Source organism: Phyllobacterium chamaecytisi, assembly GCF_020164455.1.
Lineage (GTDB): Bacteria > Pseudomonadota > Alphaproteobacteria > Rhizobiales > Rhizobiaceae > Phyllobacterium > Phyllobacterium chamaecytisi.
Map to the genome: position 1 here is coordinate 1 of NZ_JAIQWW010000020.1, position 18,986 is coordinate 18,986.

An 18,986-nucleotide genomic window follows, 5' to 3' on the forward strand; every position below is an offset into this window, starting at 1 on the left:
AAGGTTGGCTGTTATTGCAGCCATGTCGAGCGTATCACTGCCGGCGTCACCGTAGTAGGTGTCGTCGCCATCGCCGGACCCGGCGACGAACATGTCGTTGCCTTCGCCGCCATGCGCGATGTCGTTGCCGGTACCGGCATCGATCAGGTCATTGCCGGCATCGCCGAAGATGCGGTCTGATCCAGCATCGCCGTAGAGCATGTCGTTGCCAGCACCGCCGAGGATATCGTCGCTGCCAGCACCGCCGAAAGCCATGTCATCCCCGTCCTGTGCACTGATGAAGTCGTCGCCTTCATCGCCGCGGATGACATCTGCGCCGCCGCCGCCAACAATCGTGTCATTGCCGCCGAATGCAATTATGTTCTCGCCATTGACAGTTCCGAGCAGGACATCGGCATTGGCCGTACCGATAACCGGTGCGCCAGTTGCGTTCGAGTTTGATCCCGGTGCCGGAGCATCGTCATCATCGTCGTCGCAAGAACCTCCGCCGCCATTGTGATGATCGTCACTGTCGTCGTCATCGTCCTCATCATCCTCGTCGTCACTGCCGCCGGGAAGTTCAGTTTCTTCTTCATCGTCCTCGTCATCCTCCAGCGGATCGTCGCCGATCTGTGGCATACCATCAGGAGCCGTGAATTTGATGGTGTGCTCACCGCTGGTCATGGTCGTGACACCGTCTTCGATTGTCACTTCGTAGTCAGCAATGGTGGCCCCATTTGGCAGCTCGACCACATCCTGCGGACGCAGGGTTCCGATGATGGTGTCATTGCCGCCATTGGACTTGAAGACAATGCGGTGAGCCGAGCTGAGTGACCTGATATCGATGTTGTCGTCTCCTGCATCACCATCGATGGTGATGGTGTTGAGCCGCAGGCTGGTACCCGAGAAGTCACCGATGATCTCGAAGTTATCCCCGCCGGCCGCTCCGTTCCCAGAAGGATCGGCGCCATTGACGCGGATTTCCTCGATCTCCGCCAATTCAGCGATGATGGCCGCCGCATTGGTACCGTTGCGAGTAACGACGATCTCTGTTGCCGCCGCCAGCGGAACCGCTCCGTTGCCGACCACCGCGAGGAAAGCCGCCCGGGTATAGATCCGGAACGTCTCGGCCGAAGCATTGCCGGTCATGACGAACGTATCGCCAAGTGCGCCTTCGGTGCCACCATTGACGATGTCACGGCCATCAGTCGGAGCCGCCGCATTGGCGTTCCAGATGATCGTGTCGTCGCCGGCATCGCCGTTGATGGTGTCGACGCCGCTGTTGGCACCCAAAGTTATGGTAACGTTGTCGATATTGAACGTCTCGCCGGCATCAAAACCGCTCGTGGTACGGAATCTTATGGCCGAGTGAGCAGGATCGAGTGCGGCCACGAATGCGCCGCTGGTTGCACCCCCCAGGTTTCCGAGAGACTGCCAAGTGCCTCCATTCAATGCTTCGACAGCGACGGTCTCACCATTGGCGGCACCCTGGTAGTTGAAAGAAAGGGTCGGTGCCGTGGCTCCTGCAAGATTGATCGAGCGCTGGATGAAATCGTTGGTGTCGATCGTTCCGGTAAACCTCAGTTGATTGTTGGTGATGAGGATATCGCCGGTAGTCGCTGAGTTGTTGTCGCCCGTCTCCGTCCAGTTGCCCCCAAAGTTGAGAGTACCGTTGTTGTTTGTATAAGCCACGGCGCTGAAAGTATCTGCGTAGGTGCCGTTGGCAATATTTGTTCCACCACTGAGCGTGTCGTTGCCATCGCCGCCGTTGAGGACATCCGCGCCCTCACCACCGTTGATGATATCGTTTCCGCCAAGGCCATTGAGAGTGTCGTTGCCCCCAAGGCCATCGATGGTGTTGGCGGCGGCTGTGCCGTTTATGGTATTATTTCCAGCCGTTGCTCCACCAACAGTTGGCGGCACTACAGTGGTCGCCAAGATGTAGTCTGTGGCATCGATGTTGGCATTGCTGATACCATTGATCTGGATTGTACCAATGGTCGCCAGCGCCGCATCGCGCACTGTCAGAATGGTATTGCCGCCCACTGTACTTTCTATAACTCGAGTGGCCAGGTTCGCCGAGGTTATGCCGAGCGCACTTAGGTCAATAAGATCTTGGGTTGCTGAGGTTCCACCGGTGGCATCGAAGTTGGTAATAATGTCAGCGCCAAAGCCGGAGGCGTTGTAGACAAGGACATCGTTGCCGCCCACGACATTGATATTGTCGTTGCCGACGCCGCCGATGATTGTGTCGTTGTCGTCGTTGGCAGTGCCGACGATGTTATCGTCGCCAGCGCCTGCATCGATCAGGTCATTGCCGTCGTCGCCGGTAATCGTGTCGTTGCCGCCACCGCCGAATAGCTGGTTTGCCCCGTCATTGCCGAGGATCGTGTTGGCGAGCGCGTTGCCGGTGCCGTTGATCGCGCCCGCACCGGTAAGAGTAAGGTTCTCGACTTCGGCGCCAAGGGTGTAAGTAACCGAGGAAGAGACTGTGTCAGTGCCGCCGGCGGCGAGTTCGGTGACAACGTCGCCGATGTCGTCAACAACGTAGGTGTCGTTGTCGGCGCCGCCTGCCATGACGTCAGCGCCTGCACCACCATTGAGGGTGTCAGTGCCTAGGCCACCGTCCAGCGTGTCGTTGTCGTCACCGCCGTTAAGCGTGTCGTTGCCGGCAAGGCCACTCAGCGTGTCGGCCAACTGGCCGCCGGCAATGATGTTGTTTCCCGCATTGCCGGTACCGACGAACTGGTCGGCATCGACGCCCATGTAAGTGAGGTTTTCAACGTTGGCCATGTTCTCGATGGACAGTGCAGCAAGGAAGGTTTGAACCTCATCGGTCCCCTCGCCAGCCACTTCCACCACGACATCGAGATCGTCGTCGACGCCGTAGGTGTCGTTGCCGGCGCCACCAATCATGGTGTCGGCACCGAGCGCGCCCTCGAAATCGTCGCCGGCGGCGTTAAGTCGAGAGTCGAGCTCATCGTTGCCCGCCCCGCCAACCAACAAGTCATCGCCAAGTCCCCCAACGAGATCGTCGTTGCCGGTACCGCCGAAGATCAGGTCGTTGAGACCGCCGCCGGTTATGACATCGTTGACCCCCTGCTCGCCAACAACGAAGTTGGCCTGGGCATTCGTCACCAGGTTCGTCGACATATTGACGCCGCCGCTATCCCGGTTGGCCGGATCAGACCGGCTTATGAAGTAGTCGTCGGCTCCGAGCAAATAGCCCGCATAGGTAGCGCCGTTGAAGTTGATGCGTTCGACGCCCGTCTCGGCATTGCCTCCAGTGAAATGGCCGGCCACCGTGATCGTCTGGGAATTGCCCGCAGCCAGTCCGTAATTGATCACCAGGTCGCCTGTGGCGGTCGCGGTGTTGCTGTCATTGGCGTTGAGCGACGTCAACGTCATAATCGGCAACAAGGTCACTGGATCGATGCCGGTGGTCGGCGCTAGGATCGAAATTCGATCCGCCGTACCGCCACTGGTCGCGTTCGCCGCTTCGTTGATGGTGTCGTTGCCGTCGCCCAGGTTGAACGAATAGGTGTCGTTACCCAATCCGCCGTTGAGAGTGTCCCCGGCGGGAGTGGTGGTGACGGTCACGACCGTGCGGTTGATGATGAGATCATCTACGTTGACTATGTCGTTGGCTTCATTCATTGAGCTCGCAACAAAGCGGATCGATGCATTGGGGAAAGGACCCGTAGCATTGTACGTATAATTTTGGTTCGCGCCGTTGCCAGTGATTGTGGCCATCGTCACCCAAGTGGTCCCGTTTGTCGTGAATTGGGCGAGAACAGACTCGCCGGCCTCAAGACTGTCCGGATTGGCAGAGAACGTGATGGTTGCAGTAGCCGCGTTGGCGAGGTCGATGGCGCGAGTGATGGTTGCACCGTCGGAAGCAGCGCCGCCCACGATGCGGAGAGTGTTGTTGCCGTCGTCGATGCGGATCTGGCCCGTAGTAACGCCACCACTGTCGCCGGTTTCAACCCAATCGGGTCCCCAGTTGATGGATCCGGTGGAATTACCGAAGTTGTTGGTGTTGAAGTTGTCGGCGTATGTTCCCGATGTCGATGTCGATGTCGATGTCGTGCCGTCGGCGCCGCCGACAAGTATGTCGTTACCAGCGTTGCCGTTGAGGACGTCGGAGCCGGCCAGGCCCACGATCAGGTCGTCTCCGGCCGTGCCGTTCAGCGCGGGCTGGTTGAGCGGGGGTGTGCCTTGCGGCGCCAACCCATTGTCGTTGTAAGGCGTGCCCACAATTATGTTGATTGCGGTGCCATCGCTGAACTGCAACCGTTCGATATTGCGCAGCATGTCGGTGCCATCCAGCGCCGTGCCCCCGGTATGGGAAACCACCAGCGTGCCGTCGGCATTGGCCGAGAAGCTGTAGCTGGCCCGCACGTCTGAATAGAGCGCGGTATCGACATCGTTGGCCGTATCCGCCCCGTCCATGGTGATATCGCGGACGATCTTGAGCTGGCCGGGATTGATAGTTCCGGCCATAACCTGCGAAACCAGCGTCTTCATTGAGTCATGGTAACTAAGCACCGTGTTGCCGGTCGGACCATTGGCGTCGAAGGTGGACATCACAGCGATGCGCACCCGCAGCCATTTGTCGCCATCGATGATGTCATCGCCTCCGCGGCCTTCGATGAGGTCGCTGCCGTCGCCGCCGAGCAAGATATTACCGCCGACGAAGCTACCCTGGGCATCGAACGAAGTCGCGCCCGCACCCACCAGCAGTTGCTGAAGGCCGCCGATCAGGGCGAGGCCCTCGGCGTCGAGTGCACTGCCACGGAAGCCTTCGGTCGGCACATCTGCAGCGGTCACGTCGGTGCCGCGGATCACGTCGGCGAATTTGGAGCCCGAGGCACCTTCCACCTGGGTAAAGGTATCCAGCGCCACGTTGGCTGGAAGCACCGGTACGCCGGGCAGGATCTGCCGGGCGAGATCGACGTCCACAGGGAAGTTCATGTCGGCATAAGTAGTCCAGTCATAGCCGGACATGCCGTCGAACTTGCCACGGCCGAGACTGCCGAACCAGATATCGTCGCCGCCTTCGCCGATGAACTCGTCAAAGCCGCCGTCGCCATGGAACACGTCATGCCCCTTGACCGCGTCGGCCTGGAACTGGTCGTCGAAATCGTCGCCGACCGCGCCGGTCCACGCTCCCACCTCGATCCAGTCATCGCCTTCGCCGCCCAACGTCTGCTCGGTGGTTTTGCTGCCGAGCACGAAGTCATTGCCGACGCCGCCAAAGGCTTCGTCGAGCAAGTCGGCGCCCAAGACGATGAAGTCCTGGCCCGCGTCACCGACGATCAGATCGACGCCGGCGCCGGCATTGATCGCATCGTGACCCGCGCCAGAGCGGATGATGTCGTCACCGAACAGATCGGTGATGATGTCGTCGCCGTCGCCGCCGAAGTAGGAGTCATTACCGGAGCCCCCTTCGAGCCGGTCATTGCCACCGTCGGCATAAAGCGTGTCGTCCCCCTCGCTGCCGATCAGGATATCATCCCCATCGGTGCCGCCCAGCAGGACGTGTTCAGCGCCGGTATATTTCAGGTAATTGTTGTCAGCGCCCGGGGTGGCGGGATTGTTGCGGATCACCAGCGGGGTCAGAATGCTGCCCCCAGTCGGATCGTTACCGAGATTGTCGGCAGATTCATCGACATCCGTGGTCGTCGGGTCATCGAGCAGGATGCCGTCCGCGCCGGCGGTTTCGCCGAGGCCGGGGTTCCATTGCTTGGTCCGGTCCACTTCCAGGATCAGGCCGGGGGTCGAGAACACGTCCGAGGGTAGGTGACCCGCGTCGGCATTGAGGCTGATGATCTTGGCGAAAGTGTTGTTTTCCATTTCAGACAGCAGATGGAGGCCGTCAAGACGCTGCAGGTAATAGAACCGGTCGCCGTCCTGAAGTTGCTCGAGCTGAACTTCGAACACGAAGTTGAAGGTAGAGCCGAGCATGCCGCCAAACGGCAGGATCTTTTCTGCGAGACCACCAATCCACAGGTCGATATTGTCAAGGCCGGTTGTGGTGATGCCGTTGACATTGGCCCAGGCGCCGGTGCCGTTGAGGAAATCCTGGCGGTCAGCGGGCGCAAGGTCGATAATGCCATCGCCGTCGATATCCATGTCGCCGAAGATCAGCAGCATGGCAGCATCGCGCTTGCCTTCGATCGTCGTTTCGCTGGTGATGGAAGAATGGAGGCCATAAGCCGCCATGAAGTTGATGACGGAGGCTTCATTCTTGAGGTTACCGGCAAACTCCACCCAACTATCGTAGGGCTTGAGTTCAGGCGCTTGCGAACTTGCCTCGAAGAACTCGCGGCGAGCGGCGTTCAGCGAGGGCACGCCGGTATCCCGGCCACGCGCCAGATTGATGGTTGCCAGGTCGAGCGGCAGTCCGAGCAGGTTGTTGCGCAGCGCACTGGTGACGAACTCGTCGATCTCGTTGCCGACCTGGCGCGTCATGCCGCGGATGATGTCGCCCGCAGCAATGCCATCGGCGATGGTGTGGCCTGAGTCGAACTCGATCGGATTGAGGAAGCCCTGAATAAGGCTGATCTGATCATTGGTGAACGAGGCGTCGAGCCTGTCGATCTGCTCGGTCAGCATGGAATGGCCGAAGCGGTAAACCACGTGAGCGAACTCGGCGACGATCGCAGGGTTGATGTCGGCGTGATAGCCGTCAGGCACTACGAAAAAATCGATATTGGGTTGAATCTTGCGGGCAAAATCCTCGAACACGGTATGCTGATATTGCATTTCCGTGCCGAACTTGGCGGCTTGGAACAAGCGTTCGCCATCCCAGGTCAGGGTGTCGGCATAAGCTGCAAGAGCAATCGGGTCCGTCGGGATGGCATCGACCTGCGTCTGCGTCAGGTCAACGTCGAGCCACTCATTGATGAAGGCCATGTCCTTGCTGGCCAGCACCACTTCCTTGGTATGCTGGGCCAGCCGGTTATGCTCGGAATGGAAAATGTGATGTACGGCGGTCAGGCCGATGTTTTCGTTAACGCGGCCGTCGCCGGCAATGAAGTGCGCATCGAGCAATTCGTTATCATAGACGGCCGGGTTGTTGCCGGGGTTCAGAAGGCCGATTTCGATGTCGCCGTCGGCAATGCCGTTCGGAACCGCGTCATGGGCGATATCGGCCAGGAATGCCGCATTGATGCGAATTGCACTCGTAAGCGCCACCGGCGCGGCGGGCGTGCCTGAGATAACGATGTCGTCTGCAGTATTGGGAATGCCATCGGCCCCGACGCCGGTAATGACTTGCGCAAAGCCCGCGGCATTCGGGATGAAGTTGCCATAGGCGTCGGTGCGCAGCAGAGGCACGGCGCCAACATCCTGGTCGGTCAGGAGGATGCCAAGCATCTTGGCTTGTTCCTTGACATCAGCCCAAGTCGCCATACCGCCCGGCTGCGCGCCACCACCTTCAATGAGGTTACCGGTAGCGTGCGGCTTGCCATCCGCACCCATCGCATATTGACGCAAGAAAACCTGATGCGAGGCGTGCGAGGTATATGTCTGGTTCTGATCGACGAAAGGCGTCGTGGTGTTGACTGGACGCGTGTCGTCGGCCGTTCCCATAATGCCATCAGCACCAGGGCCCACCGTAGCGCGCGTCAGCACCATGAAATTGGTGTGGCTGCCCTCAACATACAGTGGGTCATCGGGCTGTAGCGGAATGAACACGGTGCCACTGCCGCCTTTGTTTACAAGATCAAGGCCGTGATCGAAGAACTGGCCGAACAGGGTGAACCAGGAATTGAACGGTGCCGACAGGCCGACGTCGGGCGAGACATTGGTGATCTGGACGTTGTCGCCATCCATGGCGATGCCGAACGGCTCAAGTGCGGCATCGCGAACGACGCTGGCTGCTTCAAGATCGGTCACAGTGACATCGTGCGCGGCCGTAGCGGTCGCCAGCGCATCGAGAGCTGCCTGCTCGGCGGGCGTTGGGGGCGTGCTGTCAAGTCCGTCGCTAAGGGCATTTGCAGCCGATTTTGCGTTCTGCATGACAACGCGCGCCTGGTATTCCGCATCAGCAAAAGGCTTGTAGACGGCGTAAATATTCTGCACGAGAGCCACATTGGCAAGGTCCGCGGCGACGAGGCCGCCCACCTGCAAACCCTTGATGATAGCCGCGGGGTTGCCGAGCGTCTGATCAACGATCAGGTTCGAGATCGTGCGCAGACTGGAGTCGAACACCAGCGAATTGGGGTCGTTCGACGGATTGTAGTTGGGGGACGTCGGCATCGCCGGAGCCGGCCCGGGACCATCGGGATCGAACAGGGTGCCATCGGCATTGCGATATGCAGGATTCAGCAATTCGGGGAACGGCAGGTCTGCAGAGCCCCACGTTTCTTGTCCAGGCAACAGGTTATTGTAAGAACCGTCGACGGTCCGCAAGCCTAGGCTCAGTGTATAGGCGGGAACGGACCCAACCTGGCCGGCAGCGCCCACACCGAAAAGCGGCGCCGCGTTCGGATCGTTGGGATTGGCAACATATGCGGCGTGCTTCTCGGCAATCTTGATCTGCTCCAGAATAAAGTCCAGATCCGAACGGATATAGTTAACCATTTTGATATTCTCCCTTTAACCCCAATAGAATCGCCATACGGCTCATTCTGACCGCGCCGCTTATGCGGACGCTTATTGCGTGGTCCCATGATCTGGTTCTTTTTGACCGCCCCTGCTGTTCGCTTGGGAATTCTCAAAATGACCTAGCCACGAGTTTCGATGGTCGGATGATGTCGAGGAGAAGGCTAACTTGATAGTTCGGAAGGTCCTGCGAGTTTGGCAATACTTAGGTCCCAAGAGGATTAGGACTAAAGGCACGAGCTAGTGAGTCAATGCGGCGCTCTGAGCGGCGGAAACCTGGACCAGCGTAAGGTGGGAGATGTAATTCGGACCGGCTTGTTTATCCTGGAGGTCCGTCTTGTTGATTCCGAGCTGGTCATCATCCAGTGGCAAAAGGGCGAACCGATTCCGGTCTATCCGCCAGCTCTCGCAGTGAACACAGCCGAATGGGAATGATAGATTAGTTATGTATCTGAGTATGCACGGAAATGATAAGAAATATGCTTGACCGATGGCACTGTGATTACTTGGATCGAACTTCCTGAGATTTTGAAACCGATTCATTAAACCCTGTCCGGCAGGGGCATAGCAACTTTTCAATGTGTGGAGGAGCGTCGCGAGGAAAGCCGTTCTTCGCGACCGTGGGAAGCTGCGACAACGTGCACTGGGAAGATGCACTGGTGGCCTGAATGGTCTTCTATCACAAGTGGTTGGAAGGGGATAAGAGCGCCTATGAGTGCATCACCCTCATGAAGGCTGCTTCTGGCCATGACCGATTTGGTGTCTACGCCGGCCCTCAACAGAAACAAGAATGCATTCGCGTACGTGGGCCGGCAGGCTGTAGTTGCAGACTTGAGCACTCCCCGCCAAGCACTGGCGGACCACTCTCGAAGTGAAGGCCCGACGCCCACATTGATCCGGCGAACAGCGGAAAAGTGCTTTTACTCGGGATTCCAGCCCATTCCGTTCTTTCGCAACGCTTCTTCGAGCTTCGCCTTGATATACTCCTCACAGCGGTGTGGGAACTGCGTGTGAATGTCCTCCGCTTCTTTCGACATATGGCGGATATTGAGATGAGCAGCCTTGGCCCGTTCTGCCCGTCTGCCGATCTCTGCCAATAATTCTGCATTTTGGCTCATCGTTCGTTCCTCCCTTGGATGGAAACATAGCAGACTTCGCGTGGACTTCTTACCCGTTTTCGGATAACGATGCCCATGATGGAGCATCCAATCCTTATTGCCATTGCTGTGATCGTGATCTGCGTCGGAATTGTACTAGCGGTCTTCGCCCTCCGGGCAGACTGAGCCAACGCGAGCCATCAATTGCACTAATTGAGCTTGCTTCCCCGCTCGGCGCCGATCTCAGAAACATGTGTCTCTTGATGGACCGCCGTCACGATCTCCTTCGCATCGCGCTTGCCGTGGTCAAAAAGTTTCATCACCATCCCTTTCCGCCACAACTCGCCCATACGGCGTGGCCCCGGGTTGGAGTTGAGATCGAGCGCAACGCGATTGAACCCTTCGTGCTTACATACGAGAACTTGGCTTCCTGACCCCATGGCGCTTGGATTTGGAGAGAGCTGTGGCAGACGCAGCTTTCCCCAAACGATTACAGCCCCTAAGTGCCGTTTTACGATCCCATCCATTCGATAGCAGAGAGGACGCTACGCCGAGGGATGGCGTCCTGACGTCGAGGAACGGCAGCTGATCTGATAGAAGAGAATGGCATCCCGGGGTGGCTGCCCCATGCATGCCGTCGGTCGAGCCAAAAGTCAGCCGCGCACAGCGGCATCCCTGGACGATGACGCCCGACGTCGATTTCATCGTCGATCGCCACGGCTCGATCATTGGAGGTAAGGCGATTTGACCGATGGAGCCCTTAGCGCGGAATACTAAAATGTCCGCTTCCGCGTTGAGTATTCTAGAAGCGGACCGTCTGCGATCGGCCCCATCTCGGTCATTTGATGGCGTCGGTTCAGTGGCCGCTATGGCCGCTGTCACTTTGCCTTTAATTCCGAGATTTGTCGCGTTTGGCGTCGAAACACGTCATTCTTTGCCCTTAAATGTGAGATGATGATCAGGTTCGTTCGATGGATTTGATGTCGAGGCGCAACGTCGGTTCTCAATCTGGCGACCGATCCGGTCGACGGTTACAAGCAAGCGGTCGTCCTTTTGATAAGGCCGGAGCAAGGCGACTCTGGCGAAGTTATCGATACCAGTGGCAAACAACGCCACTTTGAGCAGCGGACGCTTCTGGACCAATCGCCCCCCGGCGTGGTCCCCTTCGGTATCCATAAGCCAGCCGCACGCCCCTGTGAACCCTATCTCACTTTCACCGGCGAGAATCTCGATTTTAAAGGCAAAATATCATGTTTAATGGCAAAGCATCGCCATTGATTTTGTTGAGTTGCTCATCTCGCCTATAAGAGCAAAGCGACACCAGCCGCACGAGCAAGGTTACCTGGTGCCAACGACCCAGAGACTGACGATATCATGGATGCGCTACTGGGCATGGACGGCAATCTCGATGCAGCTTGGTGGGAAACGCCGCAGTACGTTTAGCTGCAAAGGTATCCGCAACGCCTGTTCCCATGCCGATTCAGTTGGTAGTGAGCCTGCGCAACGCTGCGATCTGGACTCTGCGATCTATTGACAGTTCATTGAATTCGGCCTCATTTACGGCCACGCGCCGGGGGCGGCGCATTGGGGGCAAATTTCATGAAATTGAACATATGTGCCGCGGTCATCCTGACCGTTGGGTTGGTCGGCTGTGCAAAGCGTCCGGATGCAATCGTACCAGTCGATATTCCGATGGCTGCTTACACAAATCTCGGCTGCGCAGGATTGGCTCAAGAACTGGTGAAAGAGCGCACGACACTGGCCAGCCTTTCCAAACAACAGAACCAGGCTGCTACGGGCGACGCCGTTGGCGTGTTCCTTATTGGCGTTCCGGCATCCAGCACCTTTGGTGGCGACAAAGAAGGGCAAGTTGCCGTTTCCAAGGGCAAGGTGAACGCCATCGAATCTGCCAGTAAGAGCAATGGATGCAAGTAACAACGATAGCGACGCGATGGCAGCTGGCGAGCGTGCAATTGGTGCGCCGGCACGACTTTAACCTTGCTACTTCAGCATTTGTTTGATTAACAGGAATTTCGCGTGAGTGCAGAAGTCGATCTCGCCAAACAAGTAAAAAAGCGAGCACGGACTTGGGTGTGGATAGCGCTGTTCGGCATCTTGGTACCGCCTGTGGTGCTCTCCTTGACAACGCTCATTTTTCTGAGTGGCCTCAAATCGTTTCTCTTCCTATTCGCAGTATTCCTGGTCGTGGCAATCGTGGGCTTTTTGCTTGGCCCTGTCTCGGTTGTCTGGAGTTTCTATATCGCGGTGACGGAGGTTATCTTGGGTCTTTCCGAGGATCATAAGTACCTTCTCTGCTGCTCCGACAAGAACAGAGCGGAGGCAGAGTTCGGTTCCTACGTGCCCTTTCTGATGTTCCCTGCAGGGATAGCAAGCTGCCTGCTCCTCCTCAGATTGATTATCTGGAAGTCTCTCACTGTCAGGCAGATGCTTTTGACCGTCGCAATTTCGATTGGCGTCGCGCAAGCCGTGCTGTGGATCTACCAATGGCAAGAGGTGATCGTTCGTTGCTCATCCGTATGGTGTCATATCTAACCGCTGGGTCAGAAGTCCTCGAACTTGATGTATATCTTGCCGTATTCATCGCATGGATATGCGACCAGATTTTTCGGTCGCGTTCTGCAAAGCTTGGAGCTTTCCATGTGTTTGTAGATGTACCACCAATGAGACTCGCCTGCACTGACGATATCGCAGCAATCATGCTTGTAAGTGCCGACCTCGGTGCCATATAGGTTTACGAGGTATCGCCGATGTCCGCGCCGAATGGTGGCGGTGAAGTTCGGACCGATTTCAACGCTGCAATCCTGACTTGCATCGCATTGCGCTGTTCCCTCAAGGTGGGATTGATCCGGTTTCCCGATCCAGATTTTCACCGAGTACGGTTTTGGCACGGTGGCTGGGTCGGCACAGGCTATAGACGAAAACCACGCGATGAGTGGCAGCGCGACCAAAACGTTCTTCAACATGCGTGATTCCCCAATTGATCCCCGCTGGATTTTTTATCTCCCGCCATGTCGAAATTAGGGCTTAGGTTATCGGTCCGACGTTGCGACCGGATTTAACAATTGCAACCAGAAAATAGGTTAAACAAGCCAGGCTACCCTCTTGTGCCCAATGGGCCATCAAACCGGATTAAAACCTGTCGCTCCTGGTTTGGATCAGAAACCCAGCCGAGTTGCGAGAACAGTTCTCCAAGCATACTGACATGCTCCCATTTTTCACTTTGCTCGAAAGGAGGGCCATCATCTCCGTAGCATTGGATAGACAGGCACGTTTCGCCTTTGCCACGCAGCTTGGCGATAAACTCCCCAACGGAACCATTCGTGCCGATGTGGTGCGCTACAGTACCACCAGGCCTGACCCATTTATTCTGTATGAGCAGATTGTAGGCCGTCCACATCATGTGGTCGTTTTGTAAAGCTGCGATGAATTCCAGACTCCTGCTCAAATCTGCCTTGAGTTCAGGGCTGCCTTCGAGCGGGTCGATCTCCCCTGCTGTATTGTCTTGAGTCACTAGTTTCACCTCGATGTCAGCATGAACCTACCGCTGAGACTTACCATTTGGATTCATCGACAGCTCACCGAGTAATATCTTAGACTTGTGCAACCTATATTGGCCATCATCTAAACAGGTTCAACCTATTGGTGCTGATCAGCATTTTCGCGCCAACGGTACAAAAGTGCCCGCGCACCGTCGGCCATATGGGACCAATTGGAAATTTCCGATTGCGGAAAACGGATCGACAAACCAAGCCTGTCGTTGTGCCATAAAACCTCGCCATGACACGATGGATTTAGAAATTCTTGAGGTTCGCGCCAGCATCGAATAGAGACCTCAGGATCATCCCCGCTTGCTTCGGCTCCATAAAGTATGAACGGACCGCCGGTTGTTCTTCGTAATCCAAATTCGGCAGTCAACTTCACATGACCGTTCTGCCGAGCGATCCGCTTGTTGAAACTTTGCGCGGGGAACTGCAATCCAGGTGTATCCAGGGGCAGCCATGGAGAACTGAGCGAAGCTTCGACGATATACTCTCCATCTTGCGGTATTGTTCGCCCCTTTTCACAAGGCCGATACCAAGGCGTGTTAAATCTATCAAGTTCCGAATAGCGCAGATTCGGCATCCAGAAGGCAAAAGCAAGTCCAGGAATTTTGTGGGTCGCGTCCCCGTCCTTGGGGTTTGCGGCAATCTTTTCCAGATGGGTACTGGGCCAAGGATTTAGATAGCCAAATGGCACTTTTAACAAGGTTCCTCTTACGTTGAAGAAATGTTCCTCGGAAAGCAAATGCGCTGCCGAGTCTGTTAACACTGGCTTGCCAGCTCCTTTGCTGGAAACGGCACTGGTGTGTTCACATTTCGGGGCTGCCCTAGCTGACACAAAGCTCACAAATGTGATTGAACTGACAGCCAGAAATACTATTGCTGCACTAGACATGAAGCTCTCATCCGGATGAAACGAAAAGATTTAAAAGAGGTTTCTGCAGCCATTTGACGTTGCGGAATTCGGCGTCGAATGCGAAAGCCACCTAACCGATTGTATTACCATTATTTCCTTCTTGGCCTCTTAATTGACTGGATATCGACTCGTACTCCTGGGGTGTGAGGAGTTCCCCTATTTCAACGCCCGTCAAAGTCGATATATCCGATTCCGTGATGCCCGTTTCAGCGACCACGAGGTACGTAGCCAATATTTCTTCTGCTCCATCTATTGTCTTTCGGGGCACGGGAGCGTGCATAACACAACTTACCATCCTGTCGGGATCTCCCTTGATGCGAAGCTTTGCATGGTAGTATTTGCCAAAATGCAGGCTATTTACGCCAACTGGCCGCTTTATCTGGAAAACCTTCAATCCGTTAAGAAATTCCCATAATAGAAAGGCTTCGCGGCGCATTGTCATCGCCGAGGCTCTGCGCCCACGAGGGATAAGTAGAGCCAGTTGGCAGCTGAACTCTCATTTCTGACCAAGGTAGCGGAGGAATAGGTCCAACAAGGACGCTTACCGTTCGTTGAAGTCGGAATGATCGCGATTCTATCGCGGTCAAATACGAGGAAAAGCGAGTAGGTGAGCTCGCGTAAATTGATCAAGACGAGACCAGTTTCGCCATCAAAAAGTATGTCTCGGCTATTATTGCCCAGTTTGGAAAAGTGCAGATTGCTGTAGCCAGCCTGGGCCAGTACAAGGCTTGGCCTCGACGTTTCATCAATACCACAGACTACGTCCCAAGCTCCGGGTAGAATTTCACTAACTTTTCTTCGATCGAAATGTGTATTGTTTATTTTTGACGCGATAAGACTTCTCTCAACATAAAGCATCGAGGATACAAACAGGACTACCAGTGTTACAGCCAATAGAATGGTCACGTTGCGGAGCATTGTTAACTTCGAAACCTGCGAGTGCTCATCGGAGACCAAACATCCTTTTTCGGAACCGGCCTGATTGATCATATAATCATCGGCCTCAAACGTCACTGGTTTACGAAGTTCAAATATTCATCAGTCTACCAAATGTGGCATAGTTTCCACCCAGCTCCCATAGCGAAGTAGCTGGGGAATAATTATAATTCTCAGATAGTTAATCCGACATTGGTGTTTTTTGTTACCTAATTCAGCATAAATTCGGCCCCGGTACATGCTACGGACTCGCAAAAAGACTTCTCAAGATGGATGGGGATGGATTGTTGATGCGAAGCTTTTTTCGGTTTGTATGGGTGTCTATGGTGCTTGTAGCTGTGTTGCTTCCATTCGCTTACTGCACAAACTCAAATCGTCTGCAGAGAGGGGATTACGGCGCCGCCCGTCCAACGTCCTATGGACAACCTGTCGTATCCCGTACCACCGGTACAATGTATGCCTTGATGGGGAGGCCTTGGTTTGAAGAGGGATACGACCTTTTTGAGAGTAGCCGTACGTTTGGGTTTATCTGGAAAAAGGTTCCAGGGGTCTCAGTTGGATTCTCCTACGGCTTTCATCGAGGATATGACGTTCTCATCTCCCCAGACAGCAAAATGCTTTTTACCAGACGCAGCACGACGTTGAGCGACGGTCTTCACATTTTCCTGTCCGACGTTATCGACATCAGCGTCAATCCGCCCAAGGTTCTGGTTCCGGGGCGGATGTGTTGCATGGATGGTGAGGATACCGTGGAAGGTGTGGAACGAAACCACCAAAGAATATTGCCAATCGCTCGCGCTGCGGGTTTGGATCTTACGAATAAGCAATAGGTATCGTTTAGCCTGCCCAGGCAAGTTTCAAACTTCATATTTCAGAAGCGAGCCTAAGTGTTATACACTGTTGCAAAAGCCTAACTGTGCAAGGCCGAACTCAATCGATCGGAGACTCATAGAAATGGATGACCGTCAAAGGCGCGCACTGGGTGCCTTGGCATCCATGGTAAGGCAATATCTTGAAAAACGCCCCGACAATCTGCTCGATAGCGACGCAATGGGAGCAGGCGAGCGCGCAATCGATGCACTAGCAGAGCTCGGCTATATGGAAAAAGTAGCCGTTGGCCGTACATTTGGCCGCTGGACCGAAGCTGGTGAGGCGCTCCTACATTGGGCCTCCTACTCGCGGCATCAGCAAATAACCTTCCCTGATCCGCCGATTAACCTTGCAACACATGGCCCCGATTCTGTTAACGGATGAAGTCTGCCCAGAGCGTTCCAATCTCCCCTCGACTCTTTTCAGCATGAGAACAAATATGGAACGCACACGGTAGCGACGGCCGTTCAACCGACAATCTGAAAACTGGAAAACCCCTGTCTGAAATGGGAACGAACAGGCTTGTCTTAAAAGGAGAGGCCAATGAACGAACCGGCACTGAAACACGATGATGATGTCGAACGGCTGATCGCCGAGCACAATGGCGATGTCCAAACCGCGGTCGCGGTGCTCTATCGGAACGCAGGTTCCTGATCAGGGAACTCGGATATGCGTCACTGGCCACTGCAGCGTGTAAATTGAGGGATTAGCAATGACTTATCTCTAGAACTGCGATCTCTTCATTCAACGAGATACTCCATGCAGCGCATTCTAAGTCTAGTAGGCCGGATGGTATTTTTTATAGTCGGATTCGTGATCGCTTCACTCGTTGGAGGATTTGGCTTTGGCCTTTTCCTCGGCGACTGGACCACTGAGGCGATAATCAAAAATCCCAAGGAGCTCCTTGGCTTCACGGTCTTCATATCGAAGATGATCGGAGCCGTCGCGATCCTGCCGGCAATCTTGATCACGATAGTTGGCGCCAGACAGGCTCACAACACTTCTGGACCCTATGCGATACTGGGCTCCCTCACAGGCTTCGTGGGCTCCCTCATGTTTTTTGGAGTGTCAGTTCCCCTCAACATATTCTTGGCTATGTGGGGCGCCGTATCCGCCTACGTTTTTTATTTTGTGGCGATATATTGCAGCGAGAGGATCTGGAGTACGAAAAGTGTATAATCTTTATAACGCCGCAACCACCCATGAAGCGATGTGGCAAACGGCGGGGGCCACTTCAATAACTGACCTTCTATGCGGGAGTGACCAATGAGCCGGGTCACTTGGCTCGCTGTTGGTTTAGCTGTTGCGCTCGTCATTTTGTGGATACGGATTACTCCGGTTTCGATTATTCATTACGAACTGAAAGTGGTCTTGGACGTTGGAGGCAAGAGCATAGAAGGTTTGAGTGTCATAGAAGCTCGTTTCTCTGCTCGACCGACAATACTGCCCGATATCGGCAACATGACGGCGCAGTTTCGAGGAGAAGCTGTTTCTATTGCCATTCCTGGATATGGCAGACTTTATGCGCCTCTTACGGGCGCACAAGGAGGGCATCGTACGATGGAATGGCTCGTACCCAAGATTTTTGGAGAACTGGAGCGGGCAAATAAAAGTGGGATGGACGCAGCATCATTCGTCCGGAGTTTGCAGAACTTGTCAGGCTCACGAGAAGTTCCTCCGCAATATATGCCGCTGCTTGTCCGATTTGCCGACGACACAAAACCTGAGACGATACAACGAGTGGATCCTCTTAGGCTTGCAGAATTTTATGGTCCAAAGGTTCGCCTTCGTAGTGTGGATATCACAATTACAAACGCTCCCATCACTACCGGTATCCAAAAATATCTACCCTGGCTTGTACTGACCAAAGGCGAAGTCCCATACATTCGCGCGCCAACAAACGGTATGCGCGAGTTGCAGGGAATCGCTTTTTCCACGGAGCTCTTGCGTGACCGATGAAATGTTGCAAGCGTCGGTTGTAGCCGAACTCAAAAAGTGTCCAATAAGCCGACGGCATTGACCGAACCAGAACCTGTGATCTGGGAACCAGGTGACATCGACTACGATTCAGACTCTTACCACAATAGCAAACTGGCGCGCTTCCTCATCGTCATTGCAATCGCGGTGGCGGGTTACCTTGCCTACCAGCCGATCAAGTGGCTGCTTGTGGATTGGGATGGCATCGCAATACCTGGTGTGAAAAAAGTAGCGGACATCGAGATTGGCATTCGGGGAACACTCCTCAGAGACAGTTCTCTCCGGCTGGTCTGTGGGGCAGACCGCACTTTGCGGCTGGTTGATTTTACACAAATCCCGATCCCTAAGGATTTTCGTCCACGGGACCCGGACCCATCAACTGGCACGTTTTCTGTGTACCGGAGGGGCGAAAGCAGCTTAGTAAAGATCGAATTTCCGAAGACTGTTTGGTTTCCTCATGACCAGATTGATGTCGTCGTGACACACCCAATGTTGCCTGATCAAATGGAGGAGGTAGCACAAGCTTTCGACCGTCCTCCACCATTCAACGTTGCATTTCACATAGCCGAAACCGGAGCGACATTCGTGCCAACAGCTGACGGAAGCGCGATCCGGTCGCTGATCACGAAATGTCTATTGAAAAGCTGATGAGTGAAACACCTGAGAAGCCCTACCCTTGAAATAAGGCGACGCTGACGACTGGAGTACTACAGTCGTCGACGCGAAAGTGGAGGTAGCGGACGAAATCAAAAACGGGGAGCCGGACTTGAAGATTTTCAGCGACACTCGGAACAGAAATCTGGTTGTAAGAATCATGATCGGCGTGTCCATTGTCTATTTCTCGGTGATCTTCCTCTTGGGCAGCCTACGAATCGGCCTCTCTGGGTTACAGATTTCGAGAACTTTCGCTGGTCCTGAAGCGGATAAGCGCTTGGTGACCGCATTTCACGACACCAATAAACGTGGGGCCGCATTCCAGGAGGTAGGTTTACCTCCTACAAACCGGTTGCCCAGAAATCGCACAATTTATCAGAATGTGAC

15 protein-coding genes are annotated in these 18,986 nt (G+C 55.0%); 6 read left to right on the top strand and 9 right to left on the bottom strand.

All coding sequences use genetic code 11. The features are described from left to right. The 3 genes from LB462_RS24625 to LB462_RS24635 form a co-directional block, all read right to left on the bottom strand. The coding region (locus LB462_RS24625) for a peroxidase family protein (RefSeq protein WP_304610455.1) at window positions 1-8,568 on the bottom strand (8,568 nt) is incomplete at its 3' end. Window positions 8,569-9,509: 941 nt separating this feature from the next. After that, window positions 9,510-9,707, bottom strand: a complete 198-nt coding sequence (locus LB462_RS24630) for a hypothetical protein (RefSeq protein ID WP_224513471.1) — start codon at window positions 9,705-9,707, stop codon at window positions 9,510-9,512. A gap of 906 nt (window positions 9,708-10,613) precedes the next feature. Next, complete coding sequence (locus LB462_RS24635; protein WP_224513473.1) at window positions 10,614-10,829, bottom strand: hypothetical protein; 216 nt, start codon at window positions 10,827-10,829, stop codon at window positions 10,614-10,616. A gap of 456 nt (window positions 10,830-11,285) precedes the next feature. Here LB462_RS24635 and LB462_RS24640 point away from each other — a divergent pair, with 456 nt between their 5' ends. Both LB462_RS24640 and LB462_RS24645 read left to right on the top strand, forming a co-directional pair. Further along, window positions 11,286-11,621 carry a hypothetical protein gene (locus LB462_RS24640; RefSeq protein WP_224513475.1) on the top strand — a complete coding sequence of 112 codons (336 nt, stop codon included), beginning with the start codon at window positions 11,286-11,288 and terminating at the stop codon, window positions 11,619-11,621. Window positions 11,622-11,723: 102 nt separating this feature from the next. After that, window positions 11,724-12,239 (top strand): hypothetical protein, encoded by a 516-nt coding sequence (locus LB462_RS24645; RefSeq protein WP_224513477.1) that lies wholly within the window; start codon window positions 11,724-11,726, stop codon window positions 12,237-12,239. 8 nt (window positions 12,240-12,247) lie between these two features. Here the strand turns inward: LB462_RS24645 and LB462_RS24650 are convergent, their stop codons facing one another. The 6 genes from LB462_RS24650 to LB462_RS24675 form a co-directional block, all read right to left on the bottom strand. Next, window positions 12,248-12,670, bottom strand: a complete 423-nt coding sequence (locus LB462_RS24650; protein WP_224513478.1) for a hypothetical protein — start codon at window positions 12,668-12,670, stop codon at window positions 12,248-12,250. Window positions 12,671-12,801: 131 nt separating this feature from the next. Continuing rightward, entirely contained in the window at window positions 12,802-13,218 is a 417-nt protein-coding gene (locus LB462_RS24655) for a hypothetical protein (protein ID WP_224513480.1), read from the bottom strand. 125 nt (window positions 13,219-13,343) lie between these two features. Beyond that, entirely contained in the window at window positions 13,344-14,141 is a 798-nt protein-coding gene (locus LB462_RS24660; protein ID WP_224513481.1) for a hypothetical protein, read from the bottom strand. A 91-nt stretch (window positions 14,142-14,232) separates the two neighbouring features. Beyond that, window positions 14,233-14,598 (bottom strand): hypothetical protein, encoded by a 366-nt coding sequence (locus tag LB462_RS24665; RefSeq protein ID WP_224513483.1) that lies wholly within the window; start codon window positions 14,596-14,598, stop codon window positions 14,233-14,235. 2 nt (window positions 14,599-14,600) lie between these two features. Further along, window positions 14,601-15,152 (bottom strand): hypothetical protein, encoded by a 552-nt coding sequence (locus LB462_RS24670; RefSeq protein WP_224513485.1) that lies wholly within the window; start codon window positions 15,150-15,152, stop codon window positions 14,601-14,603. 497 nt (window positions 15,153-15,649) lie between these two features. Then, on the bottom strand, window positions 15,650-15,925 hold the full coding sequence (locus LB462_RS24675; RefSeq protein ID WP_224513487.1) for a hypothetical protein: 276 nt from the start codon (window positions 15,923-15,925) through the stop codon (window positions 15,650-15,652). Between the two features lie 127 nt (window positions 15,926-16,052). On the opposite strand from LB462_RS24675, the gene LB462_RS24680 reads away from it, so the two are divergent. From LB462_RS24680 to LB462_RS24695, 4 genes are all read left to right on the top strand, one after another. Continuing rightward, window positions 16,053-16,352, top strand: a complete 300-nt coding sequence (locus LB462_RS24680) for a hypothetical protein (protein WP_224513489.1) — start codon at window positions 16,053-16,055, stop codon at window positions 16,350-16,352. 375 nt (window positions 16,353-16,727) lie between these two features. Continuing rightward, window positions 16,728-17,147: a hypothetical protein gene (locus tag LB462_RS24685; RefSeq protein WP_224513491.1), complete on the top strand. Its 420-nt coding sequence runs from the start codon at window positions 16,728-16,730 to the stop codon at window positions 17,145-17,147. Window positions 17,148-17,234: 87 nt separating this feature from the next. Next, a complete protein-coding gene (locus LB462_RS24690) occupies window positions 17,235-17,927 on the top strand; it encodes a hypothetical protein (protein WP_224513492.1) in 693 nt (230 codons plus the stop codon). A 36-nt stretch (window positions 17,928-17,963) separates the two neighbouring features. After that, a complete protein-coding gene (locus tag LB462_RS24695) occupies window positions 17,964-18,593 on the top strand; it encodes a hypothetical protein (RefSeq protein WP_224513494.1) in 630 nt (209 codons plus the stop codon). Window positions 18,594-18,986 lie beyond the last annotated feature (393 nt).

Bases quoted from the DNA above. Each gene is read 5' to 3' on its own strand.
- LB462_RS24630 (WP_224513471.1), bottom strand. From the start codon at position 9,707: ATGAGCCAAAATGCAGAATTATTGGCAGAGATCGGCAGACGGGCAGAA.
- LB462_RS24640 (WP_224513475.1), top strand. From the start codon at position 11,286: ATGAAATTGAACATATGTGCCGCGGTCATCCTGACCGTTGGGTTGGTC.
- LB462_RS24650 (WP_224513478.1), bottom strand. From the start codon at position 12,670: ATGTTGAAGAACGTTTTGGTCGCGCTGCCACTCATCGCGTGGTTTTCG.
- LB462_RS24660 (WP_224513481.1), bottom strand. From the start codon at position 14,141: ATGTCTAGTGCAGCAATAGTATTTCTGGCTGTCAGTTCAATCACATTT.
- LB462_RS24665 (WP_224513483.1), bottom strand. From the start codon at position 14,598: ATGCGCCGCGAAGCCTTTCTATTATGGGAATTTCTTAACGGATTGAAG.
- LB462_RS24670 (WP_224513485.1), bottom strand. From the start codon at position 15,152: ATGATCAATCAGGCCGGTTCCGAAAAAGGATGTTTGGTCTCCGATGAG.
- LB462_RS24680 (WP_224513489.1), top strand. From the start codon at position 16,053: ATGGATGACCGTCAAAGGCGCGCACTGGGTGCCTTGGCATCCATGGTA.
- LB462_RS24685 (WP_224513491.1), top strand. From the start codon at position 16,728: ATGCAGCGCATTCTAAGTCTAGTAGGCCGGATGGTATTTTTTATAGTC.
- LB462_RS24690 (WP_224513492.1), top strand. From the start codon at position 17,235: ATGAGCCGGGTCACTTGGCTCGCTGTTGGTTTAGCTGTTGCGCTCGTC.